This window comes from Pseudonocardia zijingensis, assembly GCF_042657305.1.
GTDB classification, from domain to species: Bacteria; Actinomycetota; Actinomycetes; order Mycobacteriales; family Pseudonocardiaceae; genus Pseudonocardia; species Pseudonocardia zijingensis.
This window is the reverse complement of sequence record NZ_JBHSKO010000026.1, coordinates 121550-137838: the sequence shown is the minus strand read 5'-3', so window position 1 is coordinate 137838 and position 16289 is coordinate 121550. Positions and strand designations below refer to the sequence as shown.

Sequence of the window (16289 nt, the reverse complement as noted above, 5' to 3'; positions counted from 1 at the left end):
AGTCGTAGATCGCGTCAACCACGGATGCGTCAACCCCCAGAGGACACAACGGGATCATGAATGGCCCGCGGGTCCGCCGGGATCACGCGAGGCGGCGCAACAGTACTGCCGCTGCCCGAACCGTTCGCGCGCACCCCACCCATTCGCAAAAACGCACGAACGGCACATTCGTACGACCTTAACGGACGAATGTGCCGTTCGTGCGAAAGCAGCTGGATCAGTGCGCGGCGGGCACTTCCCCGGACGCCGTGCCGCGGACGAAGAACGCGCCGGCGATCGCGGCCAGCGACAACGACGCCGCCACCAGGAACGCGCTGTGGATGCCGCCCGCCGTCTGCTCCACCAGCGACGCCCCCTGCTCCGCCAGCGCGCTCGAGCGGACCGACATCATGCTCACCAGGAGCGCGACGCCCGCGGCGCCCGCCAACTGCTGGGTGGTGCCGAAGATCGCACTGCCGTAGGAGTACAGCCGCGGCTCCACGGCGCCCAGCCCCGAGGTGAACAGCGGGGTGAACACGAACGCCAGCCCCACCGACAGCAGCAGGTGGAAGCCCAGGACCTGCAGCATGGTGCTCCCCGCGGTGAACAGCGTGGTGGACCACAGGGCCGCGCTCGTGGCCACGGTGCCGGGCACCAGCAGCGCCCGCGCGCCGAACCGGTCGTACAGGCGCCCGACGACCGGCCCGAGCAGCCCCATCAGCAGGCCGCCCGGCAGGAGCAGCAGGCCGATCGTGAACGTGTCGAGCGCGAGCACACCCTGCAGGTAGATCGGCAGCAGCACGACGGTGCCCAGCAGCACGGCCATCATCAGCATCATCATCGCGCTCGCCACGGAGAACGTGGGCGAGCGGAACGTGCGCAGGTCGAGCAGCGCGCGGTCGTCGCGCTGCAGCACGACCTGCCGCGCGACGAACGCCACGAGCCCGGCGACGCCGATGCCGAACGCCGCCCAGAGCGTGGCCTGCGAGGCGCTCTCGGCCGAGTGGCCGACGCTGCTCAGCCCGTACACGAGCCCGCCGAAGCCGAGCACCGACAGCACCACCGACGGCACGTCGATCGGGGCGGACGTGGAATCGCCCACGTCGGTGATCAGACGCATCCCGAGCAGCAGGGCGGCGAGCGCGATCGGGAGGACCAGCCAGAACATGTAGCGCCACCCGAACTGCGTGAGCACGATGCCCGACACGGCGGGGCCGATCGCGGGCGCGACCGAGATGACGATCGAGATGTTGCCCATCACCGCGCCGCGGCGGGCCGGCGCCACCAGCGTCATCACGGTGGTCATCAGCAGCGGGAGCATGATCGCGGTGCCGCCCGCCTGGACGACCCTGGCCGCGAGCAGCACGCCGAAGCCCGGGGCGACCGCTGCGAGGAACGTGCCCGCGCTGAACAGAGCCATCGCGATGCCGAAGAGCGCGCGCGTGCGCACCCGCCGGATGAGGAACCCGGTGACCGGGATGACCACCGACATCGTGAGCAGGAACCCCGTGGTGAGCCACTGGCCCACGCTCGCCGACACCGCGAGCTCCGTCATGAGGGTGGGCAGCGCCACGCTCATGATCGTCTCGTTGAGGATGACGACGAACGTGGAGACGAGCAGCACCCCGATCACCGTGCGGTCGCGGGCGCTCAACAGGCCCGCGGGATCTGGTGTGCTCGACGCGGGGTCGAGCACGTCGGACTGCTGTTCCACTGGGTCCCCCACAGAGAGTCTTCGGCCGGCGCGGCCGGTGGGCCCGGCGCCGGAGGTGCAATCTATGGAGTAGGACCGACGAAACGCGCAGGATTAATCCCTGCCCCGGAGGAGTCGCGCGTCACTCGCCGTAGGCTCGCGTCCGTGATCCTGGTGAGCGGCGCCACAGGCAACGTCGGGCGCGAGCTCGCGCGCGCCCTCGTCGAGCGGGACGTGCCGGTGCGGGCGCTGGCGCGCAGCCCGGGCGGCCCGATCGAGGGGGCCGCGCGCGTGGTCGGCGACCTCGACCACCCCGACACCCTCCAACCCGCGCTCGAGGGCGTGTCAGGGCTCTTCCTGCTCCCCGGCTACCGGGACATGCCCGGAGTGCTCGCCGCGGCCCGCGCGGCCGGGGTGTCGCGGGTGGTCCAGCTCTCGGGAGGCTCCGCAGGCAGCGGCGACACGGGCAACGCGATCTCGGCCTACATGATCCGCACGGAGGAGGCGGTGCGGTCCGCCGGGATCCCGTGGACCCTCCTGCGCCCCTGCGGCTTCATGACCAACGCGCTCGAGTGGGCACCCCAGCTGCAGGCCGGGGACGTGGTGCGGGCCCCGTTCGGCGGCGTCCGGGTGGCCGTGATCGACCCCGCCGACATCGCCGCCGTCGCCGCGGCGGCGCTCGTGGAGCACGGGCACGCCGGCCGGATCCACGCGCTGTCCGGGCCGGAGGCGCTCCTGCCGGCCGACCGCGTCCGCGTGCTCGGCGAGGTGCTGGGGCGCGACCTGCGGTTCGAGGCGCAGTCCGACGAGGAGGCCTGGGCCGACATGACGGCCCGCATGCCCGAGCCCTACGTGCGGGCGTTCTTCGACTTCTACGTCGACGGCTCGCTCGACGAGTCCACAGTGCTGCCGACCGTGCAGGAGATCACGGGCAGGGCCCCGCGGACCTTCCCCGACTGGGCCCGCGCCCACGCCGACGCGTTCCGGGGCTGAACTCGGCCCGGCCGTGCTGGTGCCGGCCCTGAGGGCGGTCCGGTAGTCCAGGAAAGCCACATCCAGGGCCTCTGCGGCCCTCGGCACGGAGATGCGGCGCCTGATCGGCGGATTGGCGCGTTTCCCGACGTGAGGTGTCGGGAACGCGCCAGACCAGTGATCATGGCCTTCGGGCGCTGCGCTGGGCGCTTCCGGGCGGGCGCCGTCAGCCGATCCGGCCGACGCCGCCGAAGAGGTACACCGGAGCCGGCCGGCCGTCGCTCGAGACCTCCGCGCGCCACTGGGAGCAGGACACCACGCCGGGTTCGAGCAGTTCCATCCCGTCGAAGAAGCGCTCGATCTCCGCGCGGGTGCGGGCGCGGATCGGGGTGCCGCCGCGCGCGGTGGTCTCGCGCATCACCTCGAGCATGGGCTCGCCGTGGACCTCCGCCGTGGAGTGGGTGAACACCAGGTGGCTGCCCGCGGGCAGCGCCGCCACCAGCCGGCCGACGCAGGAGTACGCCTCGTCGTCGTCCATCAGGTGGTTCACGACGCCGAGCAGCATCAGCCCGACGGGCCGGCTGAAGTCGAGGGTGCGCTCGGCGGCGGCGAGGATCGCGTCCGGTTCGCGCAGGTCGGCCTGCACGTAGTCGGTGACGCCCTCGGGGGACCCGACGAGCAGGGCGCGGGCGTGCGCCATGACGAGCGGATCGTTGTCGACGTAGACGATCCGGCAGGTGGGGTCGGCCTCCTGGGCCACCTCGTGGGTGTTGTTCAGCGTGGGCAGCCCGGTGCCGACGTCGAGGAACTGCCGGATGCCCGCCTCGCGCACGAGGTAGCGCACCACGCGCATGAGGAAGGCGCGCTCGGCGCGGGCCCCGTCGGCGATGTCCGGGATCTTGGCCAGCACCTCGTCGCCCGCGGCCCGGTCGGCGGCGTAGTTGTCCTTCCCGCCGAGCCAGTAGTTCCAGATGCGCGCGGACTGCGGGACGGACGTGTCGATCTGCGCCGGCTCCATGGCGCCATCATGGCAGGCCGTCGACGGAGGACCAGAACGAGCGCAGCGCCGCCGCGGCCGCGGCCGGGTCCTGCAGCATCCACCAGTGGCCCAGCCCGTCCAGCCGGTGCGTGCGGGCGCCGAGCCGGGTGGCGACCTCTCCGGATCGGGCGGCGTCGTCGTAGGGGTCGGCGGTGGGCTGGAGCACGAGCCCCGGCGCCGGGGCGGCGCGGTCGAGCTCACGGCCCCAGTCGGCGTGCGGGTTGGGCACGGCGGAGCGGTAGAGATCGAGGATGCAGGCCGCCATCGTGGCGTCCTGGGCCGCGGCGAGCGCTCCGGCGGCCTCCTCCGGCACCCCCGCCGCCTGCAGGCCCTTCGCCCGCATCTCCGGGGTCACGGCCAGGTTGGCCGCGTTGCGCTCCTCCCCCGCGCCCGCGGTCTGCCACACCTGCGCGAGCTCGTGCCAGACGTAGTCGGGGTGGAACACCGCGCCGACGTCCACGGCCCAGCTGCGCACCGGGACGTCGGCTGCGGTGGCCACCCGCAGCACGAACCCGGCGCCCCAGTCGTGCCCCACCAGGTCGACCGGACGGCCGAACCTGCGCAGCTCGCCCGCGAGCCACCCCGCGTAGTCGTCCTTCGTCGCGCCGAATCCCGCGGGCCGCGGCGTGCCGAAGCCGGGCAGGTCCACCGCGATCGTGTCGCCGTCGAGCCGGTCGCGCACCCCCCGCCAGATCGCGCCGGTCTCGGGGACGCCGTGTACGAAGACCACCGTCATACCCGCCATCCTCATCCCACGGGGCGCCCCCCGAACAGGTCGGACCCCCCTCGGTTCAAGCGCACCCGAGGGGGGTGGAGTACAACCTGGCAATGGCATTCAGGTTGACGCCGCACGAGCGCGGCTTCTACCCGCTCTTCACCCGGGCGGCCGAGAACATCGCCCGGGCGGCGGACGACCTCGCGGCGCTGGTGGCGGCACCCCCCGCCGAACGTGCCGAGCTCGCGAAGCGGGTGAAGGATGCCGAGAGCGCGGGGGACGACGTCACCCACGAGATCATGATCAAGCTGAACAAGACGTTCGTGACCCCGTTCGACCGCGAGGACATCTACCGGCTCACCTCGTCGCTCGACGACGTGATCGACGCGATGGAGGAGGCCGCCGACCGGATCGTGCTCTACCGGCTCGAGGAGCTGCCCGCCGGCATGAAGGTCCAGACCGACGTGCTGCAGCGCGCGGCCGCGGCCACCGCGGACGCGATGCCGCGGCTGGCCACGATGGGCAAGCTCCAGGAGTACTGGGTGCACGTCAACTCGCTCGAGGACGAGGGTGACACCGCCTACCGCAATCTGCTGGAAGAGCTGTTCTGCCCGCCGCACGACGTGGACGCCACGGGCGTGCTGACGATCCTCAAGCTCAAAGAGGTCATCGACTCCCTCGAGGAGGCCGCGGACGCGTTCGAGACGGTGGCGAACACCGTCGAGAGCATCGCGGTCAAGGAGTCCTGAGTGGTACTCGCCATCATCGTGGTGGTGATCGTGGTGGCACTCGTCTTCGACTACACCAACGGTTTCCACGACGCCGCCAACGCCATCGCCACATCGGTGGCCACCCGGGCCCTCACCCCGCGCGCCGCGCTGCTGATGGCCGCGGTGATGAACCTGGTCGGGGCCTTCCTCGGCACCGAGGTGGCCTCCACCGTGGGCAGCGGCATCATCGACCCGCCGCAGGGGATCGCTGGCCTGGTCGTGGTGCTCGCGGCGCTCGTCGGGGCGATCATCTGGAACCTGATCACCTGGTGGTTCGGCATGCCGTCCTCGTCGTCGCACGCGCTGATCGGCGGGCTCGTCGGCTCGGCGCTGGCGGCGGCGGGCACGGTGCACTGGGAGGGCGTGCTCGACAAGGTCGTCATCCCGATGGTGCTCTCGCCGGTGGTCGGCTTCGCGCTCGCCGGGCTCCTGATGACGGCCCTGTTGTGGATCTTCCGGCGGGCGCACCCGCAGCCGCTGAGCCGCGGCTTCCGTCACGCTCAGACGATCTCGGCGGCCGCGATGGCCCTCGGGCACGGCCTGCAGGACGCCCAGAAGACCATGGGTGTGATCGTCCTTGCGCTGGTCGTCGGCGGCTACCACGAGGGGTTCGAGGTGCCCTGGTGGGTGATCCTGCTCGCGGCGGGCGCGCTCTCGGCGGGCACGTACGCGGGCGGCTGGCGCATCATGCGCACGCTGGGGCGGCGGATCATCGACCTCGACCCGCCGCGCGGGTTCGCCGCGGAGGTCACGGCGTCGGCGGTGCTCTACACCACCGCGTTCGCCTTCGCCGCGCCGATCTCCACCACCCAGACGATCACGTCGTCGATCCTCGGGGTCGGCGCCACCAAGCGGCTCTCGGCCGTGCGGTGGGGCGTGGCGGGCAACATCGTGGTGGCCTGGGTGCTCACGATCCCGATGGCCGCACTCGCCGCCGCGATCGCCTTCTGGGTGCTGCACGCCGTGCTGGGCTGACGGAACCCTCGCTCAGCCACCCCGGACGGCCCGGCCTGGCAGCGCGCCCGGGTCGAGCTCGCCGTCGCGCACCACGAACGTGCCCCCGACCAGGACGTGCCGGATCCCCGTGGACGGGCGGGTGGTGTCGGCGTAGGTCGACCGGTCGCTCACCGTGGCGGGGTCGAAGACGGTGACGTCGGCGTCGCCGCCGGGCTGCAGCCTGCCCTTGCGGCGCATCGCCGGGGCCGCGTCCTGCACCACGCGGGCGGGCACGAGCGTGCAGCGGCGCACCGCCTCGGGGAGGCTGAGCAGCCCCAGCTCCCGCACCAGCAGCCGCAGGGTGCGACCGAACGTGCCCGCGGTGCGTGGGTGGGTGGCCACCTGCGGCGGCAGCGGCCACCGCAGCGGGTCGTGGTCCCCCGCGGGCCACTGGGGCGCGATCGCGTCGCTCGCCACCGCGGCGTCCGGGAAGGCGAGCGCGCGGTGCACGGCCCCGAAGGCGCGCGGGTCGGCCTCGTCGGTCTGGTGCACGAACGCGAGCGCGCCCGGGTCCTCCGAGCGCACCCGCCGCAGCTCGTCGGCGTCGGCGATGCGCCTGCCCAGGGCGAGGTGGCCGATGGAGGCCGGGGTCAGCCCGCGCCGGTGCAGGTTCTCCGGCGCGAGGAACGCGGCCCCGATGCCCGTCATCCCGGCGCCGTAGGGGTAGGCCTCCGTGGTGACCGTCGCGCCCTCGGCCCGCACCCGCTCCACCAGGGCGAGCACGCGGTCGACGTGCTGACCCGACGTCGAGTTGAGGTGGCAGTAGTGCATGTGGGCCCCGGTCTCGCCGGCCGCCCGCACGATCTCCTCGGCGCCGTCGACCGGGACGTCCGGGGTCATCTCCACCAGGTCGCGGGCGTGGGTGTAGGTGGGCACGCCGTGCCGGGCGGCCAGCGCGGCCACGGCGAGGTACTCGGAGGGGTCGGTGCCCGGGGCGTACCCGACGAGCACGCCGATGCCCAGCGCCCCCGCGGCGAGGTCGGCCTCCAGCAGCCCGAGGACGCGCTCGACGTCCGCGGGTGACGCCGCGGCCTGCCACCGCGGGTCGGCCACGTGGACGAGCAGCTCGTCGAGGTCGGCCACCGGGGGCGCGCCCGCGAGCACCCGCATCCGCGCCCCGGCCCACGACGTCGAGAACCCGTAGTTGACGGGCCGGCCGGCCGCGGCGGCCCGGCGGTAGGCGTGTTCCACCGGGAAGGCGCCCGCCTCCAGCTCGAGGGCGGTGGTGACGCCGTCGAGGGCCTGCAGCCGCCCTCCGGGGACGTCCTGGCTGTGGCTGTGGAGGTCGACGAAGCCGGGGCTGACCACCAGCCCCGACACGTCGACGGTGGCCGAGCCCTCGAGGTCCTGGCCGATCTCCCGCACGGTGCCACCGGTGATCCCGACGTCGCGCACGGCGTCGAGCCCGGACTCGGGGTCGATCACCCGGCCACCGCTGAGGACGAGGTCGTGGACGGTCATGGGCCGATGATCGCACCGGGCGGGTCAGGCCGCCGCGAGCTCGGGGGTGGGCGCGGCCGCCGGGACGTCGCGGTAGTGGCGGGAGAGGAGCCGGTACTGGCGCGAGCCGAGCGCCACGAGCGTGAGGACCAGGCCGAGGACGCCCGCGATGGTGAACAGCAGCGCCATGCCCCGCTCGGGGCCGGTGCCGAACCACGGGCCGAGCCACTCGGCACCGGCGCCGTCGGTCATGAACGGCATGAACACGAACTGGGCCACAGGGCTGATCAGGAAGGCGGTGAGCGGGGACGCGGCCTGCTCCACGCTCTGCGCGAAGCCGAACACGCGGCCCTGCCGCTCGAAGGGCACCACCTTCTGCAGCACGGTCTGCTCGGACGCCTCGGCGTAGGGCACGACGCACATGTAGATGAAGAACCCGACGGCGAGCAGGACGATCGAGGACCGCAGGGCGAAGACGCTGCACACACCCCAGAGCACGAGGTTCGCCAGCAGCAGCGTGCGCAGCGGGTTGCGCCCCAGCCCGCGCTTGCTGATGGCGAGCCCGCCGATGATGAATCCGGTGCTCAGCACGCCGAAGAGCAGGCCCCAGACCTCGACCGACACCAGCGACAGGCCGTAGGGGTCGGCGAGGGCCATCAGGACGCCGCCGAGCAAGTTGTTGATCGTCGAGAACGCGATCAGGGCGAGCAGGCCGGGCACGGCGGCCACGAGGGCGACGGTGCCGCGCAGATCGGTGCGGCGGCGGCCCCCGCCCGCGGTGGGCACGGCGCGCACCTCGGGGATCGTCAGGGTCGCGAGGTGCGCGATCACGGCCGCGGTGGCCGTGAGCGCCACGAGGAGCACCGCCAGCATGCCCGCCATGCCGATCAGCAGGCCGCTGATCACGGAGGTCACGAGGAACGCGACGCCCGTGACGGTGCCGACCATCCCGTTGGCGCGGTCACGCTCGGGCTCGGGCACGAGCAGCGTCACCACCGTGGACATCGCGATGCCGCGGATGTTGCCGACGATCACGCCGCTCATCAGCAGGAGCACGAAGCCCCACAGCACCGGGCCGGTGGGGTCGCGGAAGGGCTCCGGTCCGGCGGCGAGGTACACCGCGAGGCTCGCCGCGTACAGCCCGAGCGACGCGACGCTGGAGCCGATCATGACGTCGCGCTTGCGGTGGTGGTCGACGAGGCCCCCGAACCAGACGCCGGACAGGGCCGTGAGCCCCAGGAAGATGCCGGAGATGACGCCGGTGGCGAACACCGAGCGGGTCTCCAGGTACACCCAGAACGTCACCGCGAACCAGACGGTGGAGTTGACGACGGACGCCACGAGCGTGTTGGCGAGCGCATGCTGGAAGGTGCGGCGGGAACGAGGGCTGCTCGTGGCGGTCATGCACTTGAGACCCCCGGCCGCCGCGGAACTCATCGGTGGCGTCGGTGCCTGTCGTAGTGGCGCGCCACCCGGGCGCGGTTCCCGCAGCCCGCCGAGCACCACCCGCGCCGGGGGTGGTCCTTGCGGAAGTACAGGACGCACCCCGGCCCGTGGCAGGCCCGCAGCAGGTCCGCCTCCGCGCCGCCGAGGAGGCGTGCGGCCTCGAGCGCGAGCTCGGCCCGGGCCCGGTCGGCCTCCCGCCCGCCGGCGTGCCACCGCAGCACGGGGCGGCCATCGGCGTCGAGCACGAGGGCGGGCATGCACGCGGCGGCCTCGGCGTTCACGGTCGCCAGCGCGGCGTCGAGGTCGTCGGCGCCCGCGGACGCACCGGGCCGGTCGTCGCCGGTGACGTGGGCGGCGATGCGGCGCACCGCGTCGCGCAACCGCCGCAACGCCGCCAGGTCGGCCGGCTCGAGCTGCTCCGCCCCGGGCAGGCCCGTGCGCTCGAACCAGAGCCGGAGACCGTCGACGGTGGCCAGGTCGTCGTGCACGCGGTGCCGGCCGGCCCAGACCGTGTTCATCAGCCGCACCGGCAGCGGCTCGTCGGGCAGCAGGTCGCCGATCTCCTCAGGCACGAGCCCGAGCCTACCGCCACTTCTAATGTCACACTGGCTTGACTCCATTAGACACACCGTGCTGCGATGTCCCTAACGGCACCTCCTCCAGCATTCATTAGGGGAATTCATGGCCTTCCGCACCGGCCACATCGCGCTCAACGTCACCGACCTGGCCCGCTCCACGGCCTTCTACCGCACGGTCTTCGGCTTCGACGTCGTCGGGGAACGCACCGACGGCGACCGGCGGTTCGCGTTCCTCGGCCAGGACGGCACGCTCGTGCTCACCCTCTGGGAGCAGAGCGCGGGCACGTTCGCCACCGACCACCCCGGGCTGCACCACCTGTCGTTCGAGGTGGCGGGTATCGACGCCGTGCGCCGGGCGGAGACCGTGCTGAAGGGCCTGGGCGTCGAGTTCACCCACGACGGCGTGGTCGCCCACCGCGAGGGCGCCTCGTCCGGCGGCGTGTTCTTCACCGACCCCGACGGCATCCGGCTCGAGATCTACACCCCGACGGGCGCCGAGAGTGCCCCCGCGCCCACTGCGGACGCCCCGACCTGCGGGTTCTTCTGATCCGGCGCCGAGAGAGGACACCCCCCATGGAGCACAGGGGAGAACGAGCGGTGCAGCTGCGAGCCGGGTTCCCGGACCGGGCGTGGGGCTCGGCCCGAGTCGGGGACGCGGTGCCGCCGGTCGCGGCCGACTTCCTGCGCGGCAGGCAGCTGGTCGTGATCGGCGCCGCCACGCCGGACGGCGCGGTGTGGGCGAGCCCGCTCACCGGCCCGCCGGGGTTCGTCACCGCGGTCGACGAGCGGACGGTCGCGGCGCGGCGGGCCCCGCTGCCCGGCGACCCCCTCGCGGACGTGTTCGCGGACGAGCACGACATCGGGATGCTCGCGATCGAACCCGCGACCAGGCGCCGGATGCGGGTCAACGGCCGCGGCCGCCAGGTGGACGACCTCCTGGTCGTGCACACCGAGCAGGTCTACGCCAACTGCCCGAAATACATCCAGGCCCGCGCCGCCGAGGGCCGCGGGGGCGCCGCTCCCGGCGCCGTCGTGGAGTCCGGGGGCCTCGCGCCCGAGCAGCAGGCGTGGATCGCGGCGGCCGACACGTTCTTCGTGGCCACGCACGCGCCGGGGCTCGGCGCCGACGCCTCGCACCGCGGCGGAGCGCCGGGGTTCGTGGCCGTGGCCGGAGAACGGCACCTGAGCTGGCCCGACTACACCGGCAACTCCATGTACATGACGCTCGGCAACCTGGAACTCGACCCGCGAGCCGGCCTGCTGTTCCTCGACTGGGAGCGGGGCCGCTCCCTGCAGCTGTCCGGGCGCGCCTCGGTCGACTGGGACCCCGCGCGCGCCGCCCGCGTGCCGGGCGCGGAGCGGATCGTCGACTTCGCGGTGGAGCGGGTGGTGCAGATCGACGGCGCGGTGCCGATCCGCTGGTCGGCACCGGAGTACTCGAAGTTCAACCCGCCGTTCGACCCGCCGACCGGCGCGCCAGCACCCGCTGCAGCACCACGAACACCAGCAGCAGGAGCCCGATCACGATCCGGGACCACCACGAGCTGAGTGTGCCCTCGAACGACAGGATCGTCTGGATCGTGCCGAGCACCAGCACGCCCAGCAGCGAGCCGAGCACGAACCCGGAGCCGCCGGTGAGCAGCGTGCCCCCGATGACGACGGCGGCGATCGCGTCCAGCTCCATGCCCACGGCGTGCAGGCTGTAGCCCGAGAGCATGTAGAAGGTGAACAGCAGCCCCGCGAGCGCCGAGCAGGCGCCGCTGATCACGTAGACGCCCACACGGGCCCGGGCCACGCTCAGGCCCATGAGCATCGCCGACTGCGGGTTGCCACCCACGGCGTAGACGGTGCGGCCGAACCGGGTCATGTGCAGGACGTAGCCGGCCACGGCCACCACCAGGAGCGCCACGAGCGCGCTCGGGGACAGGAACAGGTCCTCACCGAGCGGCACCGCCGTCTGCGCCACCGTGCGGAACAGCGGGTCCTCGATCGGGATCGACTGCAGGTCGATCACGTAGCACAGGCCCCTGGCCAGGAACATCCCGGCGAGGGTCACGATGAACGGCTGGATCTCCAGGTAGTGGATCACCGCGCCCATCGCCAGGCCGAAGAGCGCACCGCCCGCGAGCACCAGGAGGATCACCACGACCGGCGACCACCCGGCGCGCAGCAGCGCGGCCACCACCATCGTGGACAGCGCCACGACCGACCCGACCGACAGGTCGATGCCGCCGGTGAGGATCACGAACGTCATGCCGACCGCGAGCACCACCAGGAACGCGTTGTCGATCAGCAGGTTGAGCAGCACCTGTCCCGACGCGAACGACTCGTAGCGCAGCCCTCCCCCGGCGAACATGAGCACGAAGAGGGAGAACGTGACCACCACGGGCAGGAAGCGGGTGGGCACGCGCCACCCGGCGCGGACCCGTTCGGCGAGCGCGGTCACCGGCTGCTCCCCGTGGTCTCCGCCGCGGCCGCCTCGACCGGCGAGGCGGGCGGAGTGGGCGGTGGCGCGGCCCGGCGGCGGCGCGCGAGCAGCGCGCGCACCTTCGGCGCCTGGGCCAGGAACACCAGGATCACGACGACGGCCTTGAACACCAGGGAGACCTCCGGCGGGATGCCGACCGAGTAGATCGTGGTGGTGAGCGTCTGGATGGTGAGTGCGCCCAGGAGCGTGCCCGCGATCGAGTAGCGCCCGCCCGCCAGGGAGGTGCCCCCGATGACGACGGCGAGGATCGCGTCCAGCTCCAGCCACAGCCCCGCGTTGTTGGCGTCGGCGGCGTGGACGTTCGCGCTGACCATCAGCCCGGCCACGGCGGCGCAGAGCGCGGCGAAGACGTAGACCGTCCACACGATGCCTCGCGAGCGCACTCCGGCCAGCCGGCTGGCCTCGGGGTTGATGCCGACCGCCTCCACCAGCGTGCCGAGCGCCGTGCGCCGGGTGACGAGCGCGACAGCCGCGTACACCGCGGCGGCCACGAGAACCGTCACCGGCACGGTGAGCAGCGCGCTGCCGCTGATGCCGGAGAACGTGGGGTTGTTGACGGTGACGATCTGACCGTCGGTCACGAGCTGGGCGAGCCCACGGCCCGCCGTCATCAGCACGAGCGTCGCGATGATCGGCTGGATCCCCAGCCCCGCCACGAGGAAGCCGTTCCAGGCCCCGAGCGCCACCGCGAGCCCGAGCGCGAGGCCGATGCCCGCGAGCGCGGCGCCGGGGCTCGCCGGGTCCGGACTGCCCGCGATCCACGTGCACGTCACCGCGCCCGCGATCGCCACCACGGCCCCGACGGACAGGTCGATCCCCCGCGTGGCGATCACGAGGGTCATCCCGAGCGCGGTCAGCGCCAGCGGGGCGCCGTTGTGCAAAATGTCGATCAGGCTCCCGTAGAGCCGCCCGTCCTGCACCCGCACCGCGAAGAAGCTGGGCGTCACGGCCAGGTTGAGCAGCAGCAACGCCACGAGCGGCCAGATCGGCTTGCGCAGGAGCTCACGCACCGGTCTCACCTCCGGTGGCGATCAGCTCCATCACCCGGTCGGTGTCCACGTCCGCGCCGGCCAGCTGCCCGGCGGGCGTGCGGTCGCGCAGCACGAGCACCCGGTCGGACAGGCGCACCACCTCGTCCAGCTCGGCGGAGATGAACACGACAGCGGTGCCCGCGCGGGCCTGCTCGGCCACCAGCGCCTGGATCTGGGCCTTCGCGCCCACGTCGATGCCGCGCGTCGGCTCGTCGAGGATGAGCAGGCGAGGTTGCGTGATCAGCCACCGCGCCAGCAGCACCTTCTGCTGGTTTCCGCCCGACAGGTTGCGCAGCAGCGCGTCCGGGTCGGCCGGGCGGATGTCGAGCAGCTCGATCCAGCGCCGGGCGAGCTCGTCCTGCTTGCGGCCGGGGATGCGGCGCATCCACCCGCGCGAGGCCTGCATGGCGAGCACGATGTTGTCGCGCACCGTCAGGTCGCCCACCACCCCCTCGGCCTTGCGGTCCTCGGGGCTGAACGCGATGCCCGCGTCGATCGCCGCGCGCGGGCTGCGGATCCGCACCGCCGCGCCGTCCACCACGATCTCTCCGTGGTCGGCGCGGTCGGCACCGAACAGCAGCCGGGCGAGCTCGGTGCGCCCGCTGCCGAGCAGCCCGGCCAGCCCGACCACCTCCCCGGGCCGCACCACGAGGTCCACCGGGTCGAGCGCGCCGCGCCGCGCCAGCCCGACGGCCTCGAGCACCGGCGTCTCCTGCTCACCCGCGGGGGCCGCAGGAGCGCGGTCGAGCCGTTCCAGCGCCTCCAGCTCGCGTCCGACCATCGCCGACACCAGCTGCATCCGGGAGATCTCCACCGTGCGGTGCTCACCGACTAGCCGTCCGTTGCGCAGCACCGTCATCCGGTCCGAGATCGCGTAGACCTGCTCGAGGAAGTGCGAGACGAACAGGATCGCCACGCCGTCGTCGCGCAGCCTGCGCACCACCCGGAACAGCTCGTCGACCTCGCTCGCGTCGAGGCTGGACGTCGGTTCGTCGAGCACGAGCACCCGGGCGTCCACCTCCACGGCCCGCGCGATCGCCACCAGCTGCTGCTGGGCGATCGGGTGCGAGCCCAGCGGCGAGGCCGGGTCGAGGTCGAGGTGCAGGCCGGCCAGCACGTCGGCGGCCCGCCGCCGGGCGCCGCGCCAGTCGATGCGACCGGCGCGGCGCGGCTCGCGGCCCAGGAGGAGGTTCTCCGCCACCGAGAGGTTCGGGCAGAGGTTCACCTCCTGGTACACCGTGCTGATCCCGGCGGCCTGCGCCGCGGCGGGCCCGCTGAACGCCACGGGCTCGCCCTGCACCCTGATCTCGCCCGCGTCCACCGGGTGCACACCGGTGAGGGCCTTGATCAGCGTCGACTTCCCGGCGCCGTTCTCCCCCATCAGCGCGTGCACCTCGCCCGGGTACAGCCGCAGGTCGACCCCGTCGAGGGCCTGCACCGGCCCGAACGCCACGGAGATGCCGCGCATCTCCACCAGCGGACGCGAGCTCGCCATCAGTACTCGCGGCTGGGCAGCGCGGCCTTGGCGGCGGCGGTGTCGAACGTCGTCTCCTCGGTGACGACGCGCGCCGGCACCTCCTCGCCCGCGGCCACCTTCTTGACCAGGTCCATCAACTGCGGGCCGAGCAGCGGGTTGCACTCGACGATGAAGTTGATCTTCCCGTCGGCCAGCGCCTGCATGCCGTCCTTCACCGCGTCGACCGTGATGATCTTGATGTCGGTTCCGGGCACCTTGCCCGCCGCCTCGATCGCCTCGATCGCGCCGAGCCCCATGTCGTCGTTGTGGGCGTACAGGACGTCGATGTCCGGGTGCGCCTTCAGGAACGCCTCCATCACCTGCCGGCCGCCCGACCGCGTGAAGTCACCGGTCTGCGACGCGATGACCTGGTAGTTCGGGTTCTGCGCGATCGCGTCGGCGAAGCCCTGCTGGCGGTCGATCGCCGGGGCCGAACCGGTGGTGCCCTGCAGCTCCACGATGTTCACCGGGCCCGCGGACGCGTCGACGTTCGCGAGCAGCCACTCGCCTGCCTTGCGACCCTCCTCGATGAAGTCCGAGCCGAGGAACGTCTTGTAGAGCGAGGTGTCGGCCGAGTCGACGGCGCGGTCGGTGAGGATCACCGGGATGTTGGCGCGCTTCGCCTCCATCAGCACCGTGTCCCACCCGGACTCCACGACCGGGCTGAACGCGATCACGTCGACCCGCTGCTGGATGAACGAGCGGATCGCCTTGATCTGGTTCTCCTGCTTCTGCTGCGCGTCGGAGAACTGCAGCTCGATGCCCGCCGCGGCCGCCGCGTCCTGCACCGACTTCGTGTTCGCCGTGCGCCACCCGCTCTCCGCGCCGACCTGCGAGAAGCCGAGCGTGATCGGCTCCTCGCCCCCGCCGGACGCCGAGCCACCGCCGTCCCCGCCCCCGCCGCCGCACGCGGCCAGCACCAGCACGGCAGCGGCTGCCGCCGCGAGCGCAGCGCCCCGCTTCCGGAGCGCGAACAACGTCGTCGTCGTGCGCACAGCGCCTCCCAGGCGTTCAGTGTGATGTGGGTCCCACCCCGGCGAAACTGTGAGCGCTAACATGCCCCGGCGTCAAGTGTGGGGCGCGTCAAGAGCCGATAACTTTTGCGGCCCCGGGCGCGGCGACCCGAGGGCCCACACGCTGGTCGTCACGCCCCGCACACCGGTCGCAGTCGCTGGGTGACCACACGATTTCGATGTGCGAGCGCGCCATCGCCTGCCGCCGGGGGCTCGCACACCACCAGTCGAGCCGACACACCGGTTGCAGTCGGTGTGTCGGCACCGAAGTCGATGTGCGAGCCCACCGACGCCCGCGGCTCGAGGGCTCACACACCACCAGTGGCGCCGACACACCGACTGCAGTCGATGTGCCAGCACCGAACTCGGTGTGCGAGCGCGCCATCGCCTGCCGCCGAGGGCTCACACACCACCAGTCGAGCCGACACACCGGTTGCAGTCGGTGTGTCGGCACGAATACCGGTGTGCGAGCCCACCGACGCCCGCGGCTCGAGGGCTCACACACCACCAGTGGCGCCGACACACCGACTGCAGTCGATGTGCCAGCACCGAACTCGGTGTGCGAGCGCGCCGTCGCCTGCCGCCGAGGGCTCACACACCACCTGTGGTGCCC

At 72.8% G+C, this 16289-nt stretch carries 15 protein-coding genes; 5 read left to right on the top strand and 10 right to left on the bottom strand.

All coding sequences use genetic code 11. The features are described from left to right. Window positions 1-217: 217 nt before the first annotated feature. On the bottom strand, window positions 218-1693 hold the full coding sequence (locus tag ACFPL3_RS34710; RefSeq protein WP_343940960.1) for a DHA2 family efflux MFS transporter permease subunit: 1476 nt from the start codon (window positions 1691-1693) through the stop codon (window positions 218-220). 144 nt (window positions 1694-1837) lie between these two features. Between ACFPL3_RS34710 and ACFPL3_RS34705 the strand changes: the two genes are divergently transcribed. Next, window positions 1838-2665 carry an NAD(P)H-binding protein gene (locus ACFPL3_RS34705; protein ID WP_343940961.1) on the top strand — a complete coding sequence of 276 codons (828 nt, stop codon included), beginning with the start codon at window positions 1838-1840 and terminating at the stop codon, window positions 2663-2665. Window positions 2666-2870: 205 nt separating this feature from the next. Here the strand turns inward: ACFPL3_RS34705 and ACFPL3_RS34700 are convergent, their stop codons facing one another. Beyond that, window positions 2871-3662 carry an SAM-dependent methyltransferase gene (locus ACFPL3_RS34700; RefSeq protein WP_343940962.1) on the bottom strand — a complete coding sequence of 264 codons (792 nt, stop codon included), beginning with the start codon at window positions 3660-3662 and terminating at the stop codon, window positions 2871-2873. A 7-nt stretch (window positions 3663-3669) separates the two neighbouring features. Beyond that, entirely contained in the window at window positions 3670-4419 is a 750-nt protein-coding gene (locus ACFPL3_RS34695) for an alpha/beta fold hydrolase (RefSeq protein WP_343940963.1), read from the bottom strand. Window positions 4420-4511: 92 nt separating this feature from the next. Between ACFPL3_RS34695 and ACFPL3_RS34690 the strand changes: the two genes are divergently transcribed. Together ACFPL3_RS34690 and ACFPL3_RS34685 are read left to right on the top strand one after the other, a co-directional pair. Continuing rightward, window positions 4512-5147 carry a DUF47 domain-containing protein gene (locus ACFPL3_RS34690; RefSeq protein WP_343940964.1) on the top strand — a complete coding sequence of 212 codons (636 nt, stop codon included), beginning with the start codon at window positions 4512-4514 and terminating at the stop codon, window positions 5145-5147. After that, window positions 5148-6143 carry an inorganic phosphate transporter gene (locus ACFPL3_RS34685; protein ID WP_343940965.1) on the top strand — a complete coding sequence of 332 codons (996 nt, stop codon included), beginning with the start codon at window positions 5148-5150 and terminating at the stop codon, window positions 6141-6143. Window positions 6144-6155: 12 nt separating this feature from the next. Here ACFPL3_RS34685 and ACFPL3_RS34680 read toward each other — a convergent pair whose 3' ends face one another. The 3 genes from ACFPL3_RS34680 to ACFPL3_RS34670 are packed head-to-tail and all read right to left on the bottom strand — an operon-like array spanning window position 6156 to window position 9622. Beyond that, window positions 6156-7625 carry an amidohydrolase family protein gene (locus tag ACFPL3_RS34680; protein ID WP_343940966.1) on the bottom strand — a complete coding sequence of 490 codons (1470 nt, stop codon included), beginning with the start codon at window positions 7623-7625 and terminating at the stop codon, window positions 6156-6158. 24 nt (window positions 7626-7649) lie between these two features. Continuing rightward, window positions 7650-9008 (bottom strand): MFS transporter, encoded by a 1359-nt coding sequence (locus ACFPL3_RS34675; RefSeq protein WP_343940967.1) that lies wholly within the window; start codon window positions 9006-9008, stop codon window positions 7650-7652. 29 nt (window positions 9009-9037) lie between these two features. Then, complete coding sequence (locus ACFPL3_RS34670; RefSeq protein ID WP_343940968.1) at window positions 9038-9622, bottom strand: CGNR zinc finger domain-containing protein; 585 nt, start codon at window positions 9620-9622, stop codon at window positions 9038-9040. Window positions 9623-9731: 109 nt separating this feature from the next. Between ACFPL3_RS34670 and ACFPL3_RS34665 the strand changes: the two genes are divergently transcribed. Both ACFPL3_RS34665 and ACFPL3_RS34660 read left to right on the top strand, forming a co-directional pair. Then, entirely contained in the window at window positions 9732-10175 is a 444-nt protein-coding gene (locus ACFPL3_RS34665) for a VOC family protein (protein WP_343940969.1), read from the top strand. 50 nt (window positions 10176-10225) lie between these two features. Further along, window positions 10226-11176: a pyridoxamine 5'-phosphate oxidase family protein gene (locus tag ACFPL3_RS34660; protein ID WP_343940970.1), complete on the top strand. Its 951-nt coding sequence runs from the start codon at window positions 10226-10228 to the stop codon at window positions 11174-11176. On the opposite strand, the gene yjfF is transcribed toward ACFPL3_RS34660, so the two are convergent. From yjfF to ACFPL3_RS34640, 4 genes are read right to left on the bottom strand one after another with little or no spacing between them, the layout of a single operon-like run. Then, the gene (yjfF, locus tag ACFPL3_RS34655) at window positions 11073-12074 is read right to left on the bottom strand and encodes a galactofuranose ABC transporter, permease protein YjfF (protein ID WP_343940971.1); all 1002 of its coding nucleotides are present in this window, start codon (window positions 12072-12074) and stop codon (window positions 11073-11075) included. The genes ACFPL3_RS34660 and yjfF overlap by 104 nt on opposite strands. Next, on the bottom strand, window positions 12071-13126 hold the full coding sequence (locus ACFPL3_RS34650) for an ABC transporter permease (protein WP_343940972.1): 1056 nt from the start codon (window positions 13124-13126) through the stop codon (window positions 12071-12073). Before ACFPL3_RS34650 ends, yjfF begins: the two co-directional genes overlap by 4 nt. Then, entirely contained in the window at window positions 13119-14642 is a 1524-nt protein-coding gene (locus tag ACFPL3_RS34645; protein ID WP_343940973.1) for a sugar ABC transporter ATP-binding protein, read from the bottom strand. The genes ACFPL3_RS34650 and ACFPL3_RS34645 overlap by 8 nt, the downstream gene beginning before the upstream one ends. Next, the gene (locus ACFPL3_RS34640; protein ID WP_379590262.1) at window positions 14642-15640 is read right to left on the bottom strand and encodes an ABC transporter substrate-binding protein; all 999 of its coding nucleotides are present in this window, start codon (window positions 15638-15640) and stop codon (window positions 14642-14644) included. The genes ACFPL3_RS34645 and ACFPL3_RS34640 overlap by 1 nt, the downstream gene beginning before the upstream one ends. Window positions 15641-16289 lie beyond the last annotated feature (649 nt).

Excerpts from the sequence above, each read along its gene's own strand:
- ACFPL3_RS34700 (WP_343940962.1), bottom strand. The coding sequence starts at position 3,662 with ATGGAGCCGGCGCAGATCGACACGTCCGTCCCGCAGTCCGCGCGCATC.
- ACFPL3_RS34695 (WP_343940963.1), bottom strand. The coding sequence starts at position 4,419 with ATGACGGTGGTCTTCGTACACGGCGTCCCCGAGACCGGCGCGATCTGG.
- ACFPL3_RS34690 (WP_343940964.1), top strand. The coding sequence starts at position 4,512 with ATGGCATTCAGGTTGACGCCGCACGAGCGCGGCTTCTACCCGCTCTTC.
- ACFPL3_RS34680 (WP_343940966.1), bottom strand. The coding sequence starts at position 7,625 with ATGACCGTCCACGACCTCGTCCTCAGCGGTGGCCGGGTGATCGACCCC.
- ACFPL3_RS34675 (WP_343940967.1), bottom strand. The coding sequence starts at position 9,008 with ATGACCGCCACGAGCAGCCCTCGTTCCCGCCGCACCTTCCAGCATGCG.
- ACFPL3_RS34665 (WP_343940969.1), top strand. The coding sequence starts at position 9,732 with ATGGCCTTCCGCACCGGCCACATCGCGCTCAACGTCACCGACCTGGCC.
- ACFPL3_RS34645 (WP_343940973.1), bottom strand. The coding sequence starts at position 14,642 with ATGGCGAGCTCGCGTCCGCTGGTGGAGATGCGCGGCATCTCCGTGGCG.